The organism is Bifidobacterium rousetti (genome assembly GCF_008698235.1).
In the GTDB taxonomy this organism is placed as follows: Bacteria; Actinomycetota; Actinomycetes; order Actinomycetales; family Bifidobacteriaceae; genus Bifidobacterium; species Bifidobacterium rousetti.
Genome location: NZ_PEBH01000002.1, coordinates 204,033 through 226,587, shown reverse-complemented (window position 1 = coordinate 226,587; position 22,555 = coordinate 204,033). Strand labels below are relative to the sequence as shown.

Genomic DNA, 22,555 nt, shown 5'->3' with positions numbered 1-22,555 from the left:
GCCCGGCATGACGCGATTCCTCAAGGGCACCACGAAGCCGCTCGCCGAGGCCTACCAGCTCGCGCTGCTCGACCTTGACGGCGTGGTCTACCGCGGCAAGAACCCGGTCGAGCACGCCGCCGACTCGATCCGCGCGGCCGAGAAGGCCGGCATGACCATCGAGTACACGACGAACAACTCGTCGCGCTTCCAGAGCGTCGTCGCCGAGCAGCTGCGGGGCTTCGACCTCGACGTCGAACCGTGGCAGGTCATCACCTCGTCCGTGGTGGCTGCGCGCATGGTCGCCAAGGCCGTGCCCGCCGGCTCCACCGTGCTGGTCGTCGGCGCCGAGCACCTGCGCGAGGAGGTCACCCGCGCCGGACTCGTCGTCACCGACGATCCCGAGGCACGTCCCGTCGCCGTGATCCAGGGATGGTTCCCGCAGATGACGTGGCAGATGATGGCCAACGCCGCGTTCGCGGTCGAGGCCGGCGCCACGTACTTCGTGACCAACCGCGACCTGACCATCCCGCGCGAGCTCGGCATCGCCCCCGGATGCGGGTCGATGATTCGCGCCGTGATCGCCGCCACCGGCGTCGAACCGGTGGCCTCCGCCGGCAAGCCCGAGGCGTACATGTACGACGAGGCACGCGAACTCAACGCCTCCGAAGGCTTCGACCTCGTGCCCAAGGAACATTCGATCGCGATCGGCGACCGCCTCGACACCGACATCGAGGCGGGCAACCGCGGCGGATACGATTCGCTCGCGGTCCTCACCGGCGTCACCAACCCGCACGAGCTCATGCTCGCGCCCGCCCACCTGCGCCCCACCTACGTGGCGCCGGACCTGCGCGCGCTTGCCGAGACCATGCCCGAGCCCGTCGACCATGGCGACGGCCGCTGGACGTGCGGCGATGCCAGTGCATCGTTCGACAGTATGTCGAACGAGCTTTCCGTCTCCGATGTGACGTCGGTCGACGCGATGCGCGCCGCGATCTGCGCCGCATGGCAGGCCGCCGACAACGGCGTGGACATGAGCGGGGCCACTCTGCCGGAGTTCACGCTGTGATCGATAACGAACAGCCGACGGAGCCCGACCGGGAGCCGCTGACCAAGCGGTTCCCGCGGCTCGCCGACATCGACCGTCTGGACGACGAGCAGCGCATCGCGGCGTTCCGCGACGTGCTGGACGGGCTGCGGCGTGAGCTCGACGACATCGGCAAGTGAGGCGCCCATGAACGACTTCGATACCGCGGACGCCATCGACATGCCCGACCGGCTCGACCTGTGGCTCGTCGCCGGGGGAGTGGTCGACTCGCGCTCCAAGGCCCAGCGCCTCATCAAGGCCGGCAAGGTCACCGTCAACGGGACGGTCGTCACCAAGCCGGCGTTCGCGATCGGCGACGCCGCGCACACGCGCATCGTCGTCGACAAGGGCGACGACTACGTCTCGCGCGGCGCCTACAAGCTCGTCGGCGCGTTCGAGCGGTTCGCCGCCGACGGGCTCGCCGACCCCAAGGGCCTCGACTGCCTCGACATCGGCGCCTCCACCGGCGGATTCACGCAGGTGCTGCTGCGCCGCGGCGCCACCCACGTCATCGCCCTCGACGTCGGCCACGGCCAGCTCGACCCGCGCGTCGCGGACGATCCCCGCGTCATCGAGATGAGCGGCGTCAACATCCGTGACGTCGAGGCCGACGATCTGCCCTATCGTCCGGCGATGATCGTCTCCGACGTCTCCTTCATCTCCCTGACCTACGTGATCCCGGTCGTCGCCCGCATCGCCGCTCCGGGCGCGCGCGTCGTGCTCCTCGTCAAACCCCAGTTCGAGGTGGGCCGCGAAGGCCTCGACCGGCACGGCATCGTCGTCAGCGAGACCTTGCGCGCGCAGGCGCTCGACGACATCGTCGCCTGCGCGCGAGAGCACGGGCTCGAGGTCGTCGCGACGGCGCCGAGCCCCATCGAAGGCACCCACGGCAACGCCGAATGGCTGCTGTACGCCGTGTGCCGCTCCTGACCTGATCAGCCTCCCGGCTTCCCTTCATCCACGCCTTGAGTCACGATGGAGCCATGTCCGACCATGATTTCGATGAAAGCGGCGAAAACGGCGACGCATCGAGGGGGCTGTCATGGTGGTTCTCCACGCCGCCTGCGGAAGGCGGCGACCCCGGACGCCGCCGATCCCACAGGGAGCCGCTGCGTGACCGCATGCTGGCGCGTCCCGGCACGTTCACCATCGTCTATTTCGGCCTGCTGACGTTCACCGTCACGATGATGCTGCTCCTGCCCGTCGCCTCGCGCGAGGAGGGCTCGACCTCGTTCCATGTGGCGCTGTTCACCGCCGTCTCGGCGCTGTCGACCTGCGGCATACCGGTGGTGGACATGACCACGCACTGGACGCTGTTCGGTCAGGCCGTCATCCTCGTGGCCATCCAGATGGGCGGCATCGGCGTGATGACGTTCGCCTCGCTCATCATGATCGTCACCAGCCGGCGGCTGCGCGTCTCCCAGCAGCTGGTGACCGCGCACGAGCTCGGCACCTCGAAGATCGCCGAGACGCGCGGCGTGCTGTCCATCGTGCTCGGCACCACGGTCATCATGGAGGTCGTCACGTTCCTCGTCCTGTTTCCGCCGTTGCTCAGGCTCAACGGGTTCCAATGGCGGCACACGGCCTGGGAGTCGCTGTTCTACGCGGTGGCGGCGTTCAACAACACGGGGTTCACGCCGGACGCGGCCGGCCTGCACGTCAACCATTGGAGCGTGGGGATGCCGATCCTGATCAGCGCCTTCTGCGGCACGCTCGGCTTCCCCGTGATCCTCGACCTGCTGCGTTCGATGCGCTACCGCGTCCGTCCCCGGAACTGGACGCTCAACACGAAGCTCACGCTGGTGACGACGTTCGCCATCGTCGGCGTCTCGCTGGTGTGGTTCCTGCTCGACGAGTGGAACAACCCGTTCCTGTTCGGCAACGCCGACGTCTCCACCCGTCTGCAGGGCGCCTTGTCCGTGGCCGTGGCCCCGCGCACCTCCGGGTTCGACCTGTCGTGGGTGCCGCAGGTGAGCGAGACCACGAAGGTGTTCATGTGCCTGATCATGTTCATCGGCGGAGGCAGCTCGTCGACCGCCGGCGGCATCCGCGTGACCACGTTCGCGCTGCTCCTGCTCACGACGGTCGCCACGTTCCGCGGGCGCGGCGAGGTGAACGCGTTCCGTCGGCGTATCCCGGACCGTGTGCTCAGGACGGCGGTGAGCGTGACGATGTCCTGCGCGACGGTGGTGTTCGTCGCGTCGATCGCCCTGATGCAGGTGACCGGGCGATCGCTGACCGACACGCTGTTCGAGACGTGCTCCGCGTTCAGCCTCGGCGGGTACACGCTGGGCGTCACCGACATCGACAACACGGCGTCGCTGTACATCCTCGCCGCGGTGATGGCGTTCGGACGCATCGGGCCGATGACCATCGCCTACGCGATCAACAAGACCCGCTCCGCCGACGACACCGTCGTCCACTACCCGCAGGAGGCCGTCTCCGTCGGCTGACCTAGGAATTGGCCCTCACCCCTGGATGAAGCGGTTGATCTGGTCCTCCTTGCCCATGAGCACCAGTTCGTCGTTGCGGTGCATGACGAGCTCGCGGGAGCCGTACTGGAACTCCTTGCCCGGCGACTTGATGCCGACCACGGTGATGCCGTAGCGCTCGTGCACCTTCGCGTCCTCGATCGACTTGCCCGCCACATGCGAGGGCGTGTGGATCTTGACGACCGTATGCGCGCCCTCGATCTCGATGTAGTCGAGGTAGTTGCCGGAGACCAGATGCCCCACGCGCTTGCCGGCGTCGGTCTCCGCGTTGATGATGTGCCTCGCGCCGATGCGCTGCAGGATGCGCGCGTGCTGCACGGACACCGATTTCGCCCACAGGTCGATCACCCCCGCGTCAAGCAGGTTGCCGGTGGTGATCACCGACGCCTCGACGCTGTCGCCGATCGCGACGACCGCCGTGTCGAACTGCGAGGCGTCGATCTGCTCGATCGCCTGCACGTCGGTCATGTCCGCCTGGACGACCGGCAGCGTGGCCGACCAGCGCGCCACCAGCTCCGGGTCCTTGTCCACGGCGAGCACGTCCTGACCCATCGCGTCGAGCGTCGTCGCCACCGCGGCGCCGAAACGGCCCAGCCCCACGACCAGCACGCTCTTGCCTGTCTTCGCCATCGTCCGCCCCTTTCCACGGGTTGTTCCACGGAGTGTTTCACGGGTTGTTCCACGGTCTTCCGCGCGGCCCGTCCCCAGTATGCGTTCCACCAGCGAGATCATCCGACCACTCATCCGACCACCACCGTTTCCGTCGGGTAGCGCAGCGCCTCGGGCGCGCGCGGCCGGCTGATCGAGTAGGCGATCGTCATCGGGCCGAGACGCCCGACGACCATCGCGGTGGCGAGGATGGCCAACGCGGCCGGATTGTCCTCCCGTGCCACGCCCACAGTGTAACCGCCCAGCCCGAACGCCGAACAGGAGTCGAACAGCGCGTCGGTCAGCGAGGCGCCGGAGACGAGCATCAGCGCCAGCGAGCAGACGAACACCAGCATCAGGCATGTCGTGGTGATGCTCACCGCCGTCATCGCCACGCGCGTGTGGATGCGCCGGCGGAACGCGTTGACGTCCCGCCGCCCGGTGAACGACGCACGGCATACGAGCAGGATGATCGCGAACGTGGTGACGCGGATGCCGCCGGCGGTCGACGTGCTGCCGCCGCCGACGAACATGATCGCGCTCATGAACACCTTCGTCGGCTCGCTCACCTGCGGCACCCACGTCAGGTCGAATCCGGAGGAGCGGGGCATGACCGCCGCGACCATCGCGTAGCGCATGCGTGTGTTGACGTCCGCGTCTCGGAACAGGAACGGGTTGTCCCATTCGACCAGCAGGAACCACGTCAGGGACAGGGCCACGATCACGAACGTGCCCATGAGCGTGATCTTCGTGTGCAGGCTCCACTTGCGCGGCGGCTGGTGCTTGCGGGCGCAGCGGATCAGGTTGAGGATCACCGGGAAACCGAGCGTGCCGCAGAACGCGGACACCATGATCGGCAGGCCCACGCCCCAGCTGTTGACGTGCAGGCCCGCGTTGTCCGGCGTGAAGCCCGCGTTGTTGTACGACATGACCGCGAAGAACAGCGACTCCCACAGGGACTTGCGCCAGTCGCCCGAATTGACGTTGAGCAGGCCGGGGAACAGGGCGACGAACGTGATCGCCTCGATCATCAGGGAGACGGTGAGGACCACGCTCAGCACGCCGCGGATCTCGCCCAGCTTCGTGGTGCCGAGCTCCGTGGCGGTCAGCAGCCGCTGCGCCGCCTTCATATGCCGGTTGATCGCGAGCGTGATCAGCGAGGCGAACGTCATCACGCCCACGCCGCCGAGCTGAACGGAGACGAGCAGCACCGCCTGGCCGAACAGGGTCCAGTGCGTCGTCGAGTTGACGATCGAGATGCCGCAGGTCGACAGGGCCGACACCGCGGTGAACAGGGCGGTCGAGAACGTCGTCGTCTCGCCCTTCGGCGTGGACTGCGGGAGCATGAGCAGGGTGGTCGACACGCTCGCCAGCACGAGGAAATAGAGGATGGTCAGGCGCCCGGGATGGGTGACCATGCGCTGGACGAACCCGCGGCCGCGGGACGTGCGGTCGTCGTCGGCGGCCTTCGCGAAGGCGTTGCCGGAGAACCACCACGCGAGGCCGTGCGAGGACTCGCGGTTCGAGGAGGATTCGTCAAAGACGGGGTTCGCCATTCGTCTCCCTCTCGCGCGGCGTGCGCGATACTCCTTGCTAACGGATTCCTTACGCCTCGCATTGTATGCCCCATGCTCCCCACCGTGCATTGGCTCCACCGTGCGTTGGCTGCGTCTGCTTGGTCAGTGACAGGCGAAAAACATCCCGGCCAGCGTGTTCCGCTGTCCGCGCGCGTCGGTTAGGATTGAGTCGTATTGAAACATTTGTCCGAATGGGCCTGATGGTTCGGGGCTCGGGAGAAGGGGATGCGATGGTCGGTGTCCGTCATGCGGTGGTGGTGACCCACACCAGATTGCGCCGGAGCGGCACGGTGGTGGCCGAGGTGGTCGGCCAGCTGCGAGCCGCCGGATTCGAGGTCTCGATCGTCGACAACCTCGAGCCGCCCGCGTTCGATGTGCAGCCGCCGGTCGTGGGGGAGGACACCGAGATCGTCGTCGTGCTCGGCGGCGACGGCACGATCCTGCGCGCCGCCGAGCTCGTACGCTGCACGCGCACGCCCATCATCGGCGTCAATATGGGGCACGTCGGCTTCCTCGCCGAATTCGAGAGCTTCCAGATGGACGAGGCGATCCGGCGCATCGCCGAACGCGACTATTCGATCGACGAGCGCATGATCGCCCACGTCGACGTGTGGCTGCCCGGCGCCGACAGGCCGATCGAGAACTGGGCCCTGAACGACATCACGCTCGAACGCGCCGACCGCGGCAAGATGGTCGAACTGTCCATCAGCGTCGACGGCGTGGAGATGAGCTCGTTCGGCGCCGACGGCGTCATCGTCTCAACGCCCACCGGCTCCACCGCGTACGCCTTCTCCGCGGGAGGCCCGATCATGTGGCCGAACGTGAAGGCGCTGCAGCTCGTGCCGCTCGCCGCGCACGCCCTGTTCGCCCGCCCGCTGATCATCGGCGCCGACTCCACGTTCACGATGACCATCCTCGACGATTCGATGTCCGACGGCTGGATCTGCTGCGACGGCCGCCGCCAGCGGGCCCTGCCGAAGGGCACGCGCGTCGACGTGCGCGCCTCGCGCGGGACGCTGCGTCTCGCGCGGCTCTCCGGCGCGCCGTTCACCGACCGGCTCGTCACCAAGTTCGACCTGCCGGTCGTCGGCTGGCGCGAGCAGGCCGCGCACGGCCAGAACCACGCCGATCGACTCGGACGGTCCGATCGGTCTGATCGGTCCGATCGGTCCGATCAGACCGATCAGACCGATCGAAAGGCGACGCCCGATGCTTGAGGAACTCTCCATCCGCTCGCTCGGCCCGATCCGCTCGGCCATCATCGCGCCCGCCGCGGGCATGACCGCGATCACCGGCGAGACCGGCGCCGGCAAGTCGATGCTGCTGTCGGCACTCTCGCTGATCTCCGGCGGCCCGGCCGACGCCAAACGCGTCTCGCCCGGCGCCGACAAGGCGTGGGCGCAGGGCATCTTCGCGCTGTCCGACGGGGAATCGGACGGCGGGATGGCTGTGTCCGGCACGTCCGCGCGCGACGAAGGCGCCGATGACGACTTGCTCGACGCCGCGGCGATCGCCCGTCAGGCCGGCGTCGAACCGGAGGACGACGAACTTTTCCTCGCACGCACCGTGCCGGTCCACGGCCGCTCCCGCGCCGTGCTCGGCGGCAAGACCGTGCCGCGCTCCGTGCTGGCGAAGGTCGCCGGCCGCCTCGTCACCATCCACGGGCAGGCCGAACAGCTGAGGATCGCCTCGCCTGCGCGCCAGCGCGAGTTCCTCGACCACGTCGCCGGCGACGAGACGGAGCTCGCGGCCTACCATGCGGCGTTCGGGGCCCTGACGGACATGGACGGGCGGCTCGAGCGGCTGCGCTCGCAGGAGTCGTCGGCCCGCCAGCAGGCCGACTACCTGCGTGAGTCCATCGCGCGCATCAACGAGATCGACCCGCATCCCGGCGAGATCGAGGAGCTCAAGGCCAAGCGCGACCGGATCGAGAACGCCGCCGACATCGCCGAAGGGGTCTCCCGCGCGCTCGCCGCGCTCGACCCCGGACAGGTCGGCTATGACGGCGACCCCGAGACGGTCGGCGCCTCCGAACAGCTGCTGCAGGCCGCGCAGGCGCTGCGCGCCATCCACGCCTCGGGCGATTTCACCGAACTCGCCGACCGGCTCGAATCGCTCAACGCCGACCTCGCGGACGTCGTGTTCTCCCTGTCCGGGCACTTGGACGAGGATCTCGGCGACGTCGACCTCGACACGCTGAACGCCCGCATCCACGACCTCGACGACCTCACCCGCCGCTGGGGGCCGACCGTCGAGGACGTCATCGCATGGCGCGACAAGGCCGCCTTCGACATCGAGGACCTCGACGCATCCCCGGAGAAGCTCGCCGAACTGGAAGGCGAGCGCGCGCGGCTCTACAAGGCCGCGCTCGAGGCCGCCGGCGAACTCGGACGGGCGCGGCAGGCGGCCGCCGGCGAACTCGCCGAGCGCGTCACCGGCGAACTCGCCTCGCTCGCGATGGACGGCGCGTCGCTGCGCATCGCCGTCACCCCGCGCCCCGGCGACGACCCGCTCGACGCGAACGGCGGCGACGACATCGCGTTCCTGTTCACCGCGTACGAGGGCGCGCCCGAGATGCCGATGGGCAAGAGCGCGTCCGGCGGCGAGCTGAGCCGTCTGATGCTCGCGATGGAGCTGTCCGCCGCGGACATGCGCGCCGGGCGTGACGCCGGCGCGAACGCCGACATGACGTTCATCTTCGACGAGGTCGACGCCGGCGTCGGCGGCAAGACGGCCGTCGAGCTGGGTCGCCGCCTCGCCCGTCTCGCCGCAAGCTCGCAGGTCATCGTCGTGACGCATCTGGCGCAGGTCGCCTCCTGGGCGGACGCGCAGTTCGTCGTCACCAAGGAGCCGCCGGACGCCGACGACGACGCGGTCGGCGTCGTCACCACCGTCGCCGAGGTGCGCGACGACGCCCGCGTGCGCGAGATCGCCCGCATGCTCTCCGGCTCCGAATCCGAGGCATCCCTCGACCATGCCCGCGAACTGCTCAAGGAGAGCGACCTATGACCACTGTGAACGAGGCGGGATCGCGCAAGGCCGCGATCTTCGATCTGGACGGCACGCTGCTCGACTCGATGGGCGTATGGGATCAGGTCGACATCGACTTCCTCGCCCGCCGCGGCATCCCCGTGCCGGACGACTACATGGCCACGGTCGCGCCGATGCAGTTCAGGCAGATCGCCGAATACACGATCGCGCGCTTCGGCCTTGTCGACACGCCCGAACAGCTCATGGACGAGTGGGACGAGATGGCGCGCGTCGCCTACGCCACGCAGGTCGAGGCCAAACCCGGCGCGCTCGACTACCTGAGGGAGCTCAGGGCACGCGGCGTGCGCCTCGGCGTCGCGACCTCCCTGCCGCCGCGCCTGCGCGAGCCGGCGCTGGGCCACGTCGGCATGCTCGACCTGTTCGACGAGATCGTCTCCGTCGACGACGCCAACGACGTCGGCAAGGACCGTCCGGACGTCTACCTGCTCGCCGCACGCCGTCTCGGCGCCGAACCGGAAGACTGCACGGTCTTCGAGGATCTGCTCGTCGCCATCCGCTCCGCCAAGTCCGTCGGCATGACGGTCTGGGCCATGCATGACGACTCCTCCGACGCCGATTGGCCCGAGATCTGCGAGCTCGCCGACGGCGTCCTCTTCGACTTCCGCAACGCCCCGCGCGATCTGTAGGCGTATACTGGGCGGCGTCGATTGAATCGGGTGATCGGACAATCGGGCAATCGGACGGAAGGCACGACGGGCATGGACGACATCAGGGTGAGCACGCGGCTGGGCTATGCCGCGTACCTGATGCTGTTCGCCATTTTCGCGGTGTTCCTGCTGCCCGCCGTCGCCTTCGAGATCGCCTTCCGTATGATTGCGCCGCATGCCTCCGGTCTGACCCTGATCGCCGCGCTGGTGGTCTCGTGCGTCGTCACCGTCCTCACGGCTGCGGTATGCCGCGTCGTGTGCGTGTCCGTTTCGTCAGGCGCCATCGCCGCTCGTCGGCCGTTGCCGCGTGATTTCCGCTTCGACACCCGCGTGATGAACGCCGTGCGCTCATGGTCGCGCCCGCAGTGGGTCCCCAGGTGGGCGCGCTACACGCTTCCCGATCCTCGGATCTGAACATTTCTCTGTGATTTTTCGCCTTGCCCGGCATGGCTTGCGCCGGTGCAGGCCATATTCCCGCGGACCCATTTCGTCGGTCCGCCAACGGTTCAGATCCTTTTGTCCTTTGCATCGAAGAAGCGTATTCCCATGAATCCCATGAATTTCCTGTTTCAGGCGCTGCGACCCATCGAATGGGTCATCGCCCAGCTGCTCACCCTCATCCATACCCTGTTCACCGCCCTCGGCATGCCCGACGGCCCCGGCAGCGCATGGGGCCTTGCGGTCATGTGCCTCGTCGTCGTCATCCGCGTGTGCCTGATCCCGCTGTTCGTCCGTCAGATGCACGGCATGCGCGCCATGCAGGCCATCCAGCCCAGTATCCAACACATCCAACGCAAGTACGCCTCGCGCAGCGACCCGCGTTCCAAGGAGGCGATGCAGCGCGAGATCATGGCGTTGCAGCGGGAGTCCGGCGCCAACCCGCTCGGCTCGTGCATGCCGGCGCTCATCCAGGCGCCGATCCTGTGCTCCCTCTACTACGTGCTGCAATCGCTGCCGGCCATCGCGTCCGGCGCGTCCGAGTCGCTCGGCGGACTCGACCGGGCGCTCGCGGGCGACGTCGAATCGTCGTCAATCGCCGGCGTACGCCTGTCCGAATCGTTCGGCACGGCGTCGGGCGATGGCTCGCGCGCCGTCATCGTCACGGTCGTCGCGATCATGTGCCTGACGATGTTCGCGATGCAATGGATACTCATCCACCGCAACACGCCGCGCGAGACGATGGAATCGCCGCAGTTCCGCACGCAGCGGATGGCCGCGTTCCTGTTTCCCGCGATCTACGTCATCTCCGGGTTCGCGCTCCCGTTCGGCGTGCTGCTCTACTGGATGACGAACAACCTATGGAACCTTGCGCAGACGATCGTGCAGTTGCGCTGGTTCCCGACTCCCGGCTCCGTCGCCGGCGAGCGCAAGGAGGCGCGCGACCATGCGCGTGAGAACGCCCGTCGCGCCGCCGCGGGATTGCCCTCGGTCGAACGGGAGCTGGCCGAGGCGGCGCGCGTCGTCGCCAACGAGCGTCGCGGGCGGGAGCAGAACGCCCGCACCCGGAACCTCCGCGCGCGACGGCGGTCGGTCATCAAGGCGAGTCGTCGTCGCGCGTAGGAGCCGGTCGCGCGTCTACCGCACCGGCAGCAGGTCGGAGGGGCGTTTGGCCTCGTAGCGGCGGCGCTCCAGCTCCTCGCCCTCCTCGCGTTCGACGACCTCGGCGGCGATGCGGTCCAGCAGGCGGCTGACCGGCGCCTTGTAGGCCACCTCGTCGAAGGAGCGTCCGTCGCGGTTCACGGCGTTCGGGTTGCGGTCGACCTCCTTGAAACCGAGCGACTCGTACATGTGGCGGGCGCGCAGGTTGAACGACCACACCTTGACGGTGATGGTCTTCGCCCCGAGCTGTTCGGCGGCGAGTCGGATGCCGAGCTTCATGGCCTGGCTGCCGTAGCCGCGGTCCTGGAAGTACGGTCCGATGAGGATCGCCATCGTGGGATTGCGGTCCGGGTCGACGGAATCCCACGCGGCGATGTGTCCGATCGGGTTGCCGTTCGGGTCGAGGATCGTCCGGCCGAAGCGGTGGTCGGAATCCTCGTCGCTGAAGGTGTGGAACAGTTTGTCGACGGCGTCACCGGGGATCGGGGCGGTGTCGGTGCGCGCTCCGTTGGCGACGTTCTGGTCGTTCCACCACTGCTCTAGCAGCGGGTAGTCGTTCGGTTCTGTCTTGCGCAAGGTAACGGCGTTGTCTGGCATGATAGCTCCCTTCGTGCGGCCATTGTATGCAGGGTGACGGCTCCGGCACGACGGCGTTAACCGTCTATTCACATGCGGCTTGCAGCGAACCGTTCTCAATAACAAAAGTGTGAGGGTTGACATTTCGTCAATCGCACACGAACAGTCGTCAAGCGCCGGAATCTCAACGATTTCGGCCGATGTGCGATTGTGCGGAATCGTTCGGTTGGCTCACACTTTCATTAATGAGAACGGTTCGCTGCAACAACTGTTATGCTCCAGACCTTGACAGTGGACCATAATAGATATACTGTTATGTATAACAGCTAAACAGCTGGACGGTAATCACACCTATGGAAAGAGGGCATGAATGAAGCTGATCATCTCATCCGTGTCCGGCGAACCCATCTACGAGCAGATCAAGACCCAGATCCGCACCGCCGTCTTGGACGGCGAGCTCAAGGCGGGGGAGGCGCTGCCCTCCCTGAGGAAGCTCGCCAAGGAGCTGCGCATCTCCGTGCTCACCGTCACCAGGGCGTACAACGAACTGGCCGACGAGGGCGTGGTGCAGAACATCCAAGGCAAGGGCACGTTCGTCATGGACAAGGGCAACGAGCTGATGAGACGTCAGCTCGAAACCCGGGTGCGGGCGAGCCTCGCCGAGGCGGTCTCGGCCGCCAAGGCCGCGGGCCTGCCGCTGGAACAGGTCGGGTCGATGCTCGTTGAGGAGTATCGCAGGCAACGGTGACCGCGCCGCGCGCGCCGTTGGCGTCGTGTGGGGTGGACACAGTCATATGAAAGGAGATGCGCGATGAACACCGCGAATGTGAACGTCGTGTCCGGCGGTCCGGGCGGCGGCGGGACGCCGATCCTGTCCGTCACCGGCGTCACGAAACACTATGATTCCGGGTTCACGCTCGACGACGTGCCCTTCGACCTGCCGGCCGGATACATCATGGGGCTTATCGGCCCGAACGGCGCCGGCAAGTCGACCCTCATCAAGCTCATCCTCAACATGGTCCGCCGCGACGCCGGCGAGATCCACGTGTTCGGTCTCGACGGCATCGCCGACGAGGAGCGAGTCAAGGACCGGCTCGGCGTCGTCTTCGACTCCAGCTACCTCGTCGACCAGTGGCGTGTCGGCAAAGTCGGCCGCGCGATGGCGGATATGTACTTGACGTGGGACGCCGCCGCGTTCGATGGATACCTGAAGCGATTCGGTCTCGCCCCGAACAAGCGCGTCAGCGAGCTCTCCCGCGGCATGCAGATGAAGCTCATGCTCGCGATCGCCCTGAGCCACGACGCGAGACTCCTCATCCTCGACGAGCCGACCGCCGGACTCGACGTGCTCGCCCGCGACGACCTCATGGACCTGCTGCGCGACTTCGTCGCCGACGGCGAGCGCAGCGTCCTGTTCTCCACGCACATCACCGCCGACCTCGAACGCGCGGCCGACTTCATCACCTACATCACCGGCGGGCGGCTCTACTACACCGGCCCGAAGGACGAGTTCGAGGAGTCGTTCCGCATCGTCAAGGGCGGTCCCGTCGATCTTGACGACGCGATGCGCGGCGCGGCCGCCGGTGTCCACGCCTATGAGACAGGGTTCGATGCGCTCGTGCGCGCCGAGGATGTCGACCGCGCGCTTCACGGACGGATCGATCTCGGCGTCGAACCCGCGTCGATCGACGACATCATCAGACTCACCAACACGCGCGATGCGCAAGCCGCAGGGAGAGGATCGGAGCAATGAACCCCATGATGCGATCGGTTCTGCGGGCGTACCGCATGGACTGGCACAAGGTCTCCTCCCAGGGGTGGATGTGGGTCCCCGCCGCCGTGCTCGCCGTGCCGGTGCTGGTCACGGCCGGCGCCGCGGCCCATATGGAAGCCCTGACCGGCGGCGTGTTCGGCGCCGCCATATACATCTACGTGCTCATCCTGATGTACCCGTTCATGTACGAGCAGCAGGGTCATGGCGGCTGGCTGAACGGTCTGATGCCGGTGGCTCGCCGTCATCAGGTGGCGGGGCGGTATCTGCTGTTGCTGACCTCCGCCGGCCTGCTGCTGGTCTCCTGTCTACTCACGTGGGCTGGGCTGGCCGTCGTCGGCGCCGCGGGCGCGGGGTACTTCGGCGGGATCTCCGCCTCCCTGATGTGGATGTATCTGATCATGGTGTCCCTGCTCTGCCCGCTGATGTACCGGTTCTCCATCCAGAAGGTCGGGATCTGGTTCATGGTCGTCGTTCTGGTGCTCTGCTTCGCGGCGGTGGGCGGTCTCACCGCGGTGGCGGCGCTGGTTCCCAAAGCGGTGCTCGACCGCGCCCTCGACGGTGTCGTCGCGTTGGCCGACAACATGATGCTGATCCCGATCCTCGCCGTCATCGGCATCGCCACGGCCGTACTCGCGTTCGCGGTCTCGTTCCGAGTCTCCTGCCGCTGCTATCTCGCCAAGGAGCTGTAGTCTGGAGCTGTAGATTGACGTCAACGGTCAGCGATCAAGGGGAATACGATGAAGCGTGAACGCGGCTGGACGGCGACGGGGGCGAAACGCATGGCGGTCGTCGCTGACGACACGTTCGCGCGGCCGCTGTCGCTGTGGTGGGACCTCGTCTACGTCGTCATCATCGCGACGACGATCATCGTCGGATATGCGGGGTACGGCGGCATGCCGCAGCGTGTGCCGATCCATACAAACGCCGCCGGGGTCGTCGACGGATGGGCCGACAAAAGCCCGTTCGTGATCTGGTTCGCACCGCTCATGGAGCTGATCCTCGCCGCCGTGATGACCGGCGCGCATGCGGCCGTCCTGTATGCGAGGCGTCCGGTCGACGCGGACTCGCCGGTGCGTTCGGCGCGGCGGTACGCGGCGATGCTGCGCGCGTGGAGCGTGTACGTGCTGGTCGTCGGCGTGGCCGTGATCGCGGGGATTGGCATGACCGTGCAGCTCGGCACGATCGGAGTGCTCGATCTCGGTACGGTCGGGCTGGCCGGTACGTTCGCCGGCATGCTCGCGCTCGTCGGCGGCATCGTGGTCGTGCTGTTCTACGGACAGAACGGCTCGCGGGTCGACGCTGGGGGAGCGGACGACTCCGATGCCGGCGGCAGAGCAGACGACGAGACGATGCCGTTGGACGAGGACCGTTACTGGTACGGCGGCGTCATCTACGTAAACCGTGACGACCCGGCAGTCTGGGTGCCCAAGCGTTTCGGCGTCGGCTGGACGGTCAACATGGCCCGTCCCGTCGTCTGGGTCGGCGCCGTCATCCTCCTGCTCGTCGTCATAGGCCTCCCCTTCGCCCTCAGCGCTTTGCTGTGATGGAATCGGTCGCGTTAGGCCGATTCCATCATTCGATCACAGGGCCTTGGTGGACTGCTCGACGAAGGATTCCATGCCGTCGATCGGGACGACCGTGTCGAAGCGCACATCGGCGGTCTCGAGGCCTCGCAGGGCGGCCGGGGCGGTGGTGCCGGTCTCGCTGGCGAGCACATCCATGCACTCGAAGTCGGTGCCGGTCGCGTCGAAGCCGAGCGCCTCGTTGACCACGCGCGGGAACTTGTACGGGCTTGCGGTCGCGAGGATCACGCGCGGGGTGAGCGGGTCGCGCGGCATCTGCTGCGCCACGAAGTACGCGCACGCGGTGTGCGGGTCGATGACGTAGCGGTTCCTCGTCCAGCAGTCGGCGATCATCTCGCGCACCTGGTCCTCGTTCGCCCAGCCGCAGCCGAACAGCTGGCGGATCTTGGCCAGCAGATCCTCCGGGATCTCGTACGTGCCCCAGTTCTTGAGGTCGTTCATGAGCATCGTGATCAGACGTGTGTCGCCTTCGGAGAAGTAGTAGAGCATGCGCTCGAGGTTCGAGGAGACGAGGATGTCCATCGAGGGGCTGATCGTCTGGTAGAACGGGCGTTGGCGGTTGTACGTGCCGGTCGTCAGGAAGTCGAACAGCACGTTGTTCTTGTCGGAGGCGACCACGAGGTGCTTGACCGGCAGGCCGAGGAGCTTGGCGTAGTAGCCGGCGAGGATGTCGCCGAAGTTGCCGGTCGGCACGACGAACTCGACCTCATCGCCCACGTTGATGACCTGACGCTCGAGCAGCTGCGCATACGCGGAGAAGTAGTAGACGACCTGCGGCACCAGACGGCCCACGTTGATCGAGTTCGCCGAGGAGAGCACGACGTGCGAGTCGCCGGCGAGGCGCGCGGCCAGCTCATGGTCGCCGAAGATGTTCTTGACGGCCGTCTGCGCGTCGTCGAAGTTGCCCTCGACCGCGGCGACGTTCACGTTGGAACCCGCCTGCGTGGTAATCTGCAGCTCCTGCACCTGGCTCACCTTGCCTTCCGGGTAGAAGACGGTGATCGCGGTGCCCGGCGCGTCGGCGAAGCCCGCCAGCGCCGCCTTGCCGGTGTCGCCCGACGTGGCGGTCAGGATCATGATCCTCTCGTCCGCGTCGCCGTCGGCAGGCGTGGTGTGCGCCATGAAGCGCGGCAGGATCTGCAGCGCCACGTCCTTGAACGCGGAGGTCGGGCCGTTGAACAGCTCGAGGATGTAGTCCTCGCCCAGCTCCTTCAGCGGGGTGATGCGATCGTCCGACCACTGGTCGCCGTACGCGTCGGCGATGCACTGGGCCAGCTCCTCGGCCGTGAAGTCGGGCAGCAGGGCGCCGAGCACTTCGGCGGCGATTCGCTGGTACGGCTTGCCCGCAAGCGAGGCGACGTCCACCTTCGTCTTGCCCAGCTCGTCCGAGACGAACAGGCCGCCGTCATCGGCGATTCCCTTGCGGATCGCCTGCTTGGCGGTCAGCGAGTCGGTGGTGGAACGGGTGGAATGGAAGGTGGTAGCCACGGTTGAAATCCTTAATCTGTGAATGACGAACAGCCTTATTAAGGGATGAATCGAATCCTCACCAGTCTAGCGTGCGGCATAGGCGTGGACGGCGCGGCGTCTCGCATGACAGATCGTCCGGCGGGCCGGATGGCCGACCGGCGCCGAGGAGCGGTCAAGTCCATATGCCGAGACGGCATGTCCCGTGGTTTTCTGCCAATCGCCGGGACAATTCGCCCGATTCGGCACGATCAGGAAACAGCACGGCCACAAACATCCCGTACACTCGACGCCCAAACGGCATGCCAGTCGTTGCCCACACCGACAAAGGAGCACAGATGACCGCTTCACCACTCGCCCAGAAAGCCACCGACGCCTTCAACGCGCCCATCAGCGCCGCCGACCCCGAGATCGCCGAGCTGCTCGACTCCGAGCTGCACCGCCAGCAGGACGGCCTCGAGATGATCGCCTCCGAGAACTTCGTGCCGCGCGCGGTCCTTCAGGCGCAGGGCTCCGTGCTCACCAACAAGTACGCCGAAGGCTATCCGGGACGCCGCTACTACGGCGGTTGCGAGTACGTCGACCAGATCGAGACCATCGCCCGCGAACGCGCCAAGGCGCTGTTCGGCGCCGAATACGCCAACGTGCAGCCGCATTCCGGCGCGCAGGCCAACGCCGCCGTCTACCAGGCGCTCGTCAAGCCCGGCGACACCGTCCTCGGCCTCGCCCTCGACCACGGCGGCCACTTGACCCACGGCATGAAGATCAACTTCTCCGGCCGCTTCTACCACGCCGAGGCCTACGGCGTGAACCCCGAGACCTTCCGCATCGACCCGGAGATCATCCGCCAGCGCGCCCTCGAGACCCACCCCGCCATGATCATCGGCGGCTGGTCCGCCTACCCGCGCATCGAGGACTTCAAGGCGATGAAGGAGATCGCCGACGAGGTCGGCGCCAAGTTCTGGGTCGACATGGCCCACTTCGCCGGACTCGTCGCCGCGGGACTCCACCCGAGCCCCGTGCCGTACGCCGACGTCGTCTCCTCCACCGCGCACAAGACCCTCGGCGGCCCGCGCTCCGGCTTCATCCTCGCCAAGCAGGAGTACGCCAAGAAGCTCAACTCCTCCGTGTTCCCCGGTCAGCAGGGCGGCCCGCTCATGCACGTCATCGCCGGCAAGGCAGTCAGCTTCAAGGTCGCCGGCACCCCCGAGTTCAAGGACCGCATGCAGCGCACCCTCGACGGCGCCAAGATCATCGCCGAACGACTCCTCGCCGACGACGTCAAGGCCAACGGCATCACCGTCCTGACCGGCGGCACCGACGTGCACCTCGTCATGGTCGACCTGCGCAACAGCGAGATGGATGGCAAGCAGGGCGAGGACCTGCTCGCCGCCTGCGGCATCACCATCAACCGCAACACCGTGCCGTTCGACCCGCGTCCCGCGTCCGTCGCCTCGGGCCTGAGGATCGGCGCCTCCGCGCTCGCCACCCGCGGCTTCGGGCCCAAGGAGTACGAGGAGGTCGCCGACATCATCGGCACCGCGCTCGCCGCCGGCCCGTCCGCCGATGTCGACGCGCTGAAGGCCCGCGTCGACAAGTTGGTCGCCGACTTCCCGCTGTACCCGGACCTCGACCAGATCCACTGATCCCTCGGCTTCCTCGGCTCCTCGGCCGGGGCCGCCGATCCGCCGATCACGGGGCTCCCCATCCCACCTCACGGGAAGGGGAGCCCCGCAACATATCTGACCCCGATGTGCGCTAAGGTGAATGGTTATGACGAACAGTGAGGAAGCCAATATCCCGTCTGCCGTGTTCGACGCGGTATGCGCCCGCGCCGACGCCGCCGCCCGCGCGCAACGCTCGCTCGCACAGGCCGACACCGACTCGAAGAACACGCTGCTCAACGCCATCGCCGACGCCCTCGACGCCCGCGCCGGCGAGATCGCCGCGGCCAACGCCCTCGACATGGACGCCTCGCGCGAGGCCGGCATGGACGAGGGCAAGCTCGACCGTCTCCGCTTCGACGAGGCGCGCGTCAAGGCCGCGGCCGACGGCGTGCGCCACGTCGCCACCCTGCCCGATCCGATCGGCGAGATCGTGCGCGGCTACACCCTGCCCAACGGCCTGCGCCTCAACCAGACGCGCGTGCCGATCGGCGTCATCGGCATGATCTACGAGGCGCGCCCCAACGTCACCGTCGACGTCGCGTCCCTGTGCCTCAAATCCGGCAACGCCGCGATCCTGCGCGGCGGGCACGCGGCCGAACGCACCAACGCCGCGACGCTCGCCGTCATCGGCGACGTGCTGCGCGCGCACGGCTACGATCCGGCGCTCGTCGGCACGGTCGACGACTTCGGACGCGACGGTGCCACCGCGATGATGGAGGCGCGCGGCCACATCGACCTGCTCGTGCCGAGGGGCGGCAAGGGCCTCATCCAGGCGGTCGTCGCCAACTCCAAGGTCCCCGTCATCGAGACCGGCGCCGGCAACGTGCACATCTACGTCGACTCCTCGGGAGACCCGGCCAAGGCCATCCCGATCCTCATCAACGCCAAGACGCAGCGCGTCGGCGTGTGCAACGCCGCCGAGAAGCTGCTCGTCCACGCCGACGTCGCCGACGTGTTCCTGCCCTACGCGGCCGCCGCCATGTTCGAGAAGGGCGTCGAGATCCACGCCGACGAACGCGCCTACGTGATCATCGACTCCTCCGACGTGGAGGGGGCCAAGGCCGGCGTCGCCGAAGGCCTGCTCGTCCATGCCGTCGACGAGGACTGGGACACCGAATATCTGGCCTTGAAGATCGGCGTCAAGGTCGTCGATTCGCTCGACGAGGCCATCGACCACATCAACACACACTCCACCGGACACACCGAATCGATCATCGCCGAGGACTACACCGCCATCGAGGAATTCACCTCCCGCATCGACTCCGCGGTCGTCATGGTCAACGCGTCCACACGATTCACCGACGGCGGCGTGTTCGGCTTCGGCGCCGAACTCGGCATCTCCACGCAGAAGATGCACGCCCGCGGGCCGATGGGGCTGACCGAGATGACCACGACGAAATGGATCGGCTACGGCCGGGGGCAGGTGCGCGCATGAGCGTCAACGACACGATCGACGGAACGAACGGAACCGACCCGACCGACGAGGCGAACGACGGCATGAGCGTGCCGATCACCGAACTGCGCACCGACCTCGATCTGGACAATCCGCGCTGCGGGCTCAAGATCGCCGCCGAACGCCTGAGCATCGTCCGATACGTCTTCCTCGTGCAGATCGAGGACGGCATCGCCTCCGCATCGCAGCGCGCGTCGCTCGAATACGCCGACGCGGTGCTCATCGGCTGGCCCGACGAGGATGCGCCCGACGTCGTCGACCTCGACGACGCCCAGCTCAAGTCCATGCGCGCCCACATGGCGATGATGGAGGAGTACATCGCCCGGTTCGCCGCGCTCGAACGCGACGGCGACGTGGACGGCATGACCGACACGCTCATCCGCGTCACCGAACGCGTGGCCGAGGTGCGCCGCATGTTCCAGCCCGACTTCCCGCTGCCGACCTTCGCGGAGATCCGCCGCGTCGTGCAGGACGAGTGGGACGAGGACATGGGTAAGATCGATCCCAAGGACGACGATCCCACCGCCGCGGAGATCGAGCAGGAGACCGAGCAGACCGAGCTCGCCGAACGCGCCGATGAGCGTGCTGACGAACGTAACGGCCGTGACGGTCAGGACGGGCGGGGTGAGCGCGCGTGAGCGACGAACGCCGCATGGCCGACCTGTCCGCCGACTCCGTATCCGCCTCGGCCAACATGTCCAACGTCGGCGTGCCCGGCGCCGGCGGCGCGGCGGACGACGCGCCCGCCTCCGGCCGCGCCGGCATGCGCCGCTCCGCGCGTGGCAACTGGCACGCCACCCCGCGCATCGGCATCATGGGCGGCACCTTCGACCCGATCCACAACGGGCACCTGGTCGCCGCATCCGAGGTCGCGTGGGTGTACGACCTCGACGAGGTCATCTTCGTACCCACCGGCCGCCCGGTGTTCAAGCTCGACAAGCATGTCACCAACGCCGAGGACCGCTACCTGATGACGGTCATCGCCACCGCCTCCAATCCGAAGTTCACCGTCAGCCGCGTCGACATCGACCGGCCCGGCGTCACCTACACGATCGACACGCTGCGCGACATCCGCGCGCAGCATCCGGACGCCGACCTGTTCTTCATCACCGGCGCGGACGCGGTCGCGGAGATCATGCTGTGGAAGGACGCGGAGAAGATGTGGGACCTCGCGCACTTCGTCGCGGTCACGCGGCCGGGTTACTCCTCGCCCGAAGGGGTGAAACTGCCCGAAGGCAAGGTCGACACGCTCGAGATCCCGGCATTGGCGATCAGTTCGACCGACGTGCGACGGCGCGCCGAGCACGACGAGCCGGTGTGGTACCTCGTGCCGGACGGCGTCGTCCAGTACATCGGCAAGCACGGGCTGTATCGGGCGTGACGGTGGCGTAGTCCGGTTTCGTGCGTGGACGTGGCGGTCGGGCGTTCATCTCATTGCGACTCGCTCCGGGCCGCTCTGGCCAAGTCTTTACGGTCTCAACAAGATGAACGCCCGACCGCCACTTGCGTTGGTCTCGGATGTTGCGTTAACTTCGGCTCCCCTTGTCAGGGGAGCGGGTCTGAGGGGTAGTCACGCCAGTCCCATTTGCACCTTGAGGCGCATGACGCGGGTGGCTGATTCGGTGACCTTCCGCGCGAAAGCTTGATCCGCTTTGGCCTTCGCGTTGAGGCCGTCGAGGATGGGCGCGATGTCGGCGCTCTGGCCGATGCAGGCGAGGTCGCCGCCGGCCTCGATGAATCTGACGCCGAGCTGATCGGTGGGGACGTGGGCCACGGCCTCGGCGGACAGGGAGTCGGAGGTGACGACCCCGTCGAAGCCATGCGTGCCGCGCAGCAGCCCGTCGACGATCGTCGGGGAGAACGCGGCCGGGCTGTTCGGGTCGATGCCTTGATACGTGGCGAGCGACATCATTACCATCGCCGGTTTCGCCTGATCGATGACCGTGTGGAAGGCCTGCAATTCGGCGCTTTCGACGGTGGTGGTCGCGTCGGTGATGCCGTTCGCGGTGAAGTCGGTGTTGCCCTGCACCGCGCCCAACCCCGGATAGTGCTTGATCGACGACTGGACGCCGGCGTCGCGCATCCCCTCGACGAACGCCGAGCCATGCGCCGCGTTGCCGGCCGCGTCGAGACCGAAATCACGGTTCAGCGCACCGACCGGCGCGTTCGACTTCCTCTCGATCGTCACCGTGCCGAGCACCGGCGCCAAGTCCACGTTGATGCCGGCGTCCTTGAGCTGCGAGCCCCAGACGGCGGCCGAACGGCGCAGCTCGTCAACCGGCATCGCGCCCTGCCTGACCGCGCTCGGCATCGTGTCGAAGCCCGCGCCCTTGAGGTGCTGGACCAGCCCGCCCTCCTGATCGGTGGCCATGATGAGCCGGTCGCCCTCCGGGGCGTACGACTGCAGCGCGTCGGTGGCCTTGCGCACGCCGGCGACGCCGGATCTCCAGTTGCCGATGATGAGCACCGAACCGACATGACGGTCCGCGATCGCCGTCTTCAGCGCCGACGGGTCGCTGCCGGCGAACAGCGGCGCCATCACCAGCTGGCCCACCCGTTCCTCGGGGCTCATCGCCGCGACCAGCCTCCTCGCCTTCGTCAGGGCGGGGTCGGTGGGGGAGGGCACGGCGCCGCGCGCCATGTCCCCGTTGCCTGCGTCCGCCGTGCCCGCGTCCGCGCCCGACGACTGGGATGACCGGGCCGCGGCGCCGACGGCATCACCCGCATCGGCGAGACCGAACGACCGGCGCAGGGCCGGCGAGACGAGGAACGCGACCACCAGCGCGACCGCGACGAGCGCCGCGACCAGCGTCAGGACAAGCGCGCTCATGCCATTGCCGTTTGCGGCGTGACTGTCGTCGCGTCTCCTGCGTCCCGCCATGCTTCGGCCCCCGTTCATCTCGTCTGCGCATCTCGTCTGCGCATCTCGTCTGCGCATCTCGTCCGCTCGTGCCA

22 protein-coding genes are annotated in these 22,555 nt (G+C 67.5%); 17 read left to right on the top strand and 5 right to left on the bottom strand.

The genetic code is table 11. The features are described 5' to 3' along the window. The first annotated feature begins 7 nt into the window (after positions 1 to 7). From CSQ85_RS03470 to CSQ85_RS03460, 4 genes are read left to right on the top strand one after another with little or no spacing between them, the layout of a single operon-like run. Complete coding sequence (locus CSQ85_RS03470) at positions 8 to 1,048, top strand: HAD-IIA family hydrolase (RefSeq protein WP_150383037.1); 1,041 nt, start codon at positions 8 to 10, stop codon at positions 1,046 to 1,048. Beyond that, on the top strand, positions 1,045 to 1,206 hold the full coding sequence (locus CSQ85_RS13010; protein WP_190972893.1) for a hypothetical protein: 162 nt from the start codon (positions 1,045 to 1,047) through the stop codon (positions 1,204 to 1,206). Before CSQ85_RS03470 ends, CSQ85_RS13010 begins: the two co-directional genes overlap by 4 nt. Positions 1,207 to 1,213: 7 nt before the next feature. Next, positions 1,214 to 1,996 (top strand): TlyA family RNA methyltransferase, encoded by a 783-nt coding sequence (locus tag CSQ85_RS03465; protein WP_223846808.1) that lies wholly within the window; start codon positions 1,214 to 1,216, stop codon positions 1,994 to 1,996. Positions 1,997 to 2,049: 53 nt separating this feature from the next. Next, positions 2,050 to 3,519: a potassium transporter TrkG gene (locus CSQ85_RS03460; protein WP_150382864.1), complete on the top strand. Its 1,470-nt coding sequence runs from the start codon at positions 2,050 to 2,052 to the stop codon at positions 3,517 to 3,519. A 15-nt stretch (positions 3,520 to 3,534) separates the two neighbouring features. Here the strand turns inward: CSQ85_RS03460 and CSQ85_RS03455 are convergent, their stop codons facing one another. Continuing rightward, on the bottom strand, positions 3,535 to 4,188 hold the full coding sequence (locus tag CSQ85_RS03455) for a potassium channel family protein (protein ID WP_150382863.1): 654 nt from the start codon (positions 4,186 to 4,188) through the stop codon (positions 3,535 to 3,537). Positions 4,189 to 4,298: 110 nt separating this feature from the next. After that, the gene (locus CSQ85_RS03450; protein ID WP_150382862.1) at positions 4,299 to 5,762 is read right to left on the bottom strand and encodes a TrkH family potassium uptake protein; all 1,464 of its coding nucleotides are present in this window, start codon (positions 5,760 to 5,762) and stop codon (positions 4,299 to 4,301) included. A gap of 251 nt (positions 5,763 to 6,013) precedes the next feature. Here CSQ85_RS03450 and CSQ85_RS03445 point away from each other — a divergent pair, with 251 nt between their 5' ends. From CSQ85_RS03445 to yidC, 5 genes are all read left to right on the top strand, one after another. Beyond that, positions 6,014 to 7,000, top strand: a complete 987-nt coding sequence (locus CSQ85_RS03445; protein WP_150382861.1) for an NAD kinase — start codon at positions 6,014 to 6,016, stop codon at positions 6,998 to 7,000. Further along, complete coding sequence (gene recN, locus CSQ85_RS03440; protein WP_150382860.1) at positions 6,993 to 8,792, top strand: DNA repair protein RecN; 1,800 nt, start codon at positions 6,993 to 6,995, stop codon at positions 8,790 to 8,792. Before CSQ85_RS03445 ends, recN begins: the two co-directional genes overlap by 8 nt. Further along, entirely contained in the window at positions 8,789 to 9,460 is a 672-nt protein-coding gene (locus tag CSQ85_RS03435; protein WP_150382859.1) for an HAD family hydrolase, read from the top strand. The genes recN and CSQ85_RS03435 overlap by 4 nt, the downstream gene beginning before the upstream one ends. Positions 9,461 to 9,532: 72 nt before the next feature. Then, on the top strand, positions 9,533 to 9,895 hold the full coding sequence (locus CSQ85_RS03430; protein ID WP_150382858.1) for a hypothetical protein: 363 nt from the start codon (positions 9,533 to 9,535) through the stop codon (positions 9,893 to 9,895). Positions 9,896 to 10,036: 141 nt separating this feature from the next. Then, on the top strand, positions 10,037 to 11,041 hold the full coding sequence (gene yidC, locus CSQ85_RS03425; protein ID WP_223846807.1) for a membrane protein insertase YidC: 1,005 nt from the start codon (positions 10,037 to 10,039) through the stop codon (positions 11,039 to 11,041). Between the two features lie 15 nt (positions 11,042 to 11,056). Here the strand turns inward: yidC and CSQ85_RS03420 are convergent, their stop codons facing one another. Continuing rightward, positions 11,057 to 11,677, bottom strand: coding sequence for a GNAT family N-acetyltransferase (locus CSQ85_RS03420; protein ID WP_150382856.1), 621 nt, complete (start codon positions 11,675 to 11,677; stop codon positions 11,057 to 11,059). 349 nt (positions 11,678 to 12,026) lie between these two features. Here CSQ85_RS03420 and CSQ85_RS03415 point away from each other — a divergent pair, with 349 nt between their 5' ends. The 4 genes from CSQ85_RS03415 (at position 12,027) to CSQ85_RS03400 (ending at position 14,974) form a co-directional block, all read left to right on the top strand. Further along, positions 12,027 to 12,404, top strand: a complete 378-nt coding sequence (locus CSQ85_RS03415; protein ID WP_107041084.1) for a GntR family transcriptional regulator — start codon at positions 12,027 to 12,029, stop codon at positions 12,402 to 12,404. 63 nt (positions 12,405 to 12,467) lie between these two features. Next, positions 12,468 to 13,409: an ABC transporter ATP-binding protein gene (locus CSQ85_RS03410; protein WP_150382855.1), complete on the top strand. Its 942-nt coding sequence runs from the start codon at positions 12,468 to 12,470 to the stop codon at positions 13,407 to 13,409. 5 nt (positions 13,410 to 13,414) lie between these two features. Further along, positions 13,415 to 14,119, top strand: a complete 705-nt coding sequence (locus CSQ85_RS03405; protein ID WP_190972870.1) for an ABC-2 transporter permease — start codon at positions 13,415 to 13,417, stop codon at positions 14,117 to 14,119. A 48-nt stretch (positions 14,120 to 14,167) separates the two neighbouring features. Continuing rightward, entirely contained in the window at positions 14,168 to 14,974 is an 807-nt protein-coding gene (locus CSQ85_RS03400; RefSeq protein ID WP_150382853.1) for a DUF1648 domain-containing protein, read from the top strand. Positions 14,975 to 15,010: 36 nt separating this feature from the next. On the opposite strand, the gene thrC is transcribed toward CSQ85_RS03400, so the two are convergent. Next, positions 15,011 to 16,501, bottom strand: a complete 1,491-nt coding sequence (gene thrC / locus CSQ85_RS03395) for a threonine synthase (protein ID WP_150382852.1) — start codon at positions 16,499 to 16,501, stop codon at positions 15,011 to 15,013. Positions 16,502 to 16,818: 317 nt separating this feature from the next. Here thrC and glyA point away from each other — a divergent pair, with 317 nt between their 5' ends. The 4 genes from glyA to nadD all read left to right on the top strand — a co-directional run bounded on the left by glyA (position 16,819) and on the right by nadD (position 20,981). Next, positions 16,819 to 18,126, top strand: a complete 1,308-nt coding sequence (gene glyA, locus CSQ85_RS03390) for a serine hydroxymethyltransferase (RefSeq protein ID WP_150382851.1) — start codon at positions 16,819 to 16,821, stop codon at positions 18,124 to 18,126. Positions 18,127 to 18,253: 127 nt separating this feature from the next. Next, the gene (locus CSQ85_RS03385) at positions 18,254 to 19,582 is read left to right on the top strand and encodes a glutamate-5-semialdehyde dehydrogenase (protein WP_150382850.1); all 1,329 of its coding nucleotides are present in this window, start codon (positions 18,254 to 18,256) and stop codon (positions 19,580 to 19,582) included. A gap of 62 nt (positions 19,583 to 19,644) precedes the next feature. Further along, entirely contained in the window at positions 19,645 to 20,238 is a 594-nt protein-coding gene (locus CSQ85_RS03380; protein WP_150383035.1) for a phosphoribosylglycinamide synthetase, read from the top strand. Between the two features lie 14 nt (positions 20,239 to 20,252). Beyond that, positions 20,253 to 20,981, top strand: a complete 729-nt coding sequence (gene nadD, locus CSQ85_RS03375; protein ID WP_395956284.1) for a nicotinate-nucleotide adenylyltransferase — start codon at positions 20,253 to 20,255, stop codon at positions 20,979 to 20,981. A 189-nt stretch (positions 20,982 to 21,170) separates the two neighbouring features. Here nadD and CSQ85_RS03370 read toward each other — a convergent pair whose 3' ends face one another. Beyond that, positions 21,171 to 22,430, bottom strand: coding sequence for a glycoside hydrolase family 3 N-terminal domain-containing protein (locus CSQ85_RS03370; protein ID WP_150383034.1), 1,260 nt, complete (start codon positions 22,428 to 22,430; stop codon positions 21,171 to 21,173). Between the last annotated feature and the right edge of the window lie 125 nt (positions 22,431 to 22,555).

Excerpts from the sequence above, each read along its gene's own strand:
- CSQ85_RS03470 (WP_150383037.1), top strand. The coding sequence starts at position 8 with ATGACGCGATTCCTCAAGGGCACCACGAAGCCGCTCGCCGAGGCCTAC.
- CSQ85_RS03465 (WP_223846808.1), top strand. The coding sequence starts at position 1,214 with ATGAACGACTTCGATACCGCGGACGCCATCGACATGCCCGACCGGCTC.
- CSQ85_RS03460 (WP_150382864.1), top strand. The coding sequence starts at position 2,050 with ATGTCCGACCATGATTTCGATGAAAGCGGCGAAAACGGCGACGCATCG.
- CSQ85_RS03455 (WP_150382863.1), bottom strand. The coding sequence starts at position 4,188 with ATGGCGAAGACAGGCAAGAGCGTGCTGGTCGTGGGGCTGGGCCGTTTC.
- CSQ85_RS03450 (WP_150382862.1), bottom strand. The coding sequence starts at position 5,762 with ATGGCGAACCCCGTCTTTGACGAATCCTCCTCGAACCGCGAGTCCTCG.
- CSQ85_RS03445 (WP_150382861.1), top strand. The coding sequence starts at position 6,014 with ATGGTCGGTGTCCGTCATGCGGTGGTGGTGACCCACACCAGATTGCGC.
- recN (WP_150382860.1), top strand. The coding sequence starts at position 6,993 with ATGCTTGAGGAACTCTCCATCCGCTCGCTCGGCCCGATCCGCTCGGCC.
- CSQ85_RS03435 (WP_150382859.1), top strand. The coding sequence starts at position 8,789 with ATGACCACTGTGAACGAGGCGGGATCGCGCAAGGCCGCGATCTTCGAT.
- CSQ85_RS03430 (WP_150382858.1), top strand. The coding sequence starts at position 9,533 with ATGGACGACATCAGGGTGAGCACGCGGCTGGGCTATGCCGCGTACCTG.
- yidC (WP_223846807.1), top strand. The coding sequence starts at position 10,037 with ATGAATTTCCTGTTTCAGGCGCTGCGACCCATCGAATGGGTCATCGCC.
- CSQ85_RS03420 (WP_150382856.1), bottom strand. The coding sequence starts at position 11,677 with ATGCCAGACAACGCCGTTACCTTGCGCAAGACAGAACCGAACGACTAC.
- CSQ85_RS03415 (WP_107041084.1), top strand. The coding sequence starts at position 12,027 with ATGAAGCTGATCATCTCATCCGTGTCCGGCGAACCCATCTACGAGCAG.
- CSQ85_RS03410 (WP_150382855.1), top strand. The coding sequence starts at position 12,468 with ATGAACACCGCGAATGTGAACGTCGTGTCCGGCGGTCCGGGCGGCGGC.
- CSQ85_RS03405 (WP_190972870.1), top strand. The coding sequence starts at position 13,415 with ATGATGCGATCGGTTCTGCGGGCGTACCGCATGGACTGGCACAAGGTC.
- CSQ85_RS03400 (WP_150382853.1), top strand. The coding sequence starts at position 14,168 with ATGAAGCGTGAACGCGGCTGGACGGCGACGGGGGCGAAACGCATGGCG.
- glyA (WP_150382851.1), top strand. The coding sequence starts at position 16,819 with ATGACCGCTTCACCACTCGCCCAGAAAGCCACCGACGCCTTCAACGCG.
- CSQ85_RS03385 (WP_150382850.1), top strand. The coding sequence starts at position 18,254 with ATGACGAACAGTGAGGAAGCCAATATCCCGTCTGCCGTGTTCGACGCG.
- CSQ85_RS03380 (WP_150383035.1), top strand. The coding sequence starts at position 19,645 with ATGAGCGTGCCGATCACCGAACTGCGCACCGACCTCGATCTGGACAAT.
- nadD (WP_395956284.1), top strand. The coding sequence starts at position 20,253 with ATGGCCGACCTGTCCGCCGACTCCGTATCCGCCTCGGCCAACATGTCC.
- CSQ85_RS03370 (WP_150383034.1), bottom strand. The coding sequence starts at position 22,430 with ATGAGCGCGCTTGTCCTGACGCTGGTCGCGGCGCTCGTCGCGGTCGCG.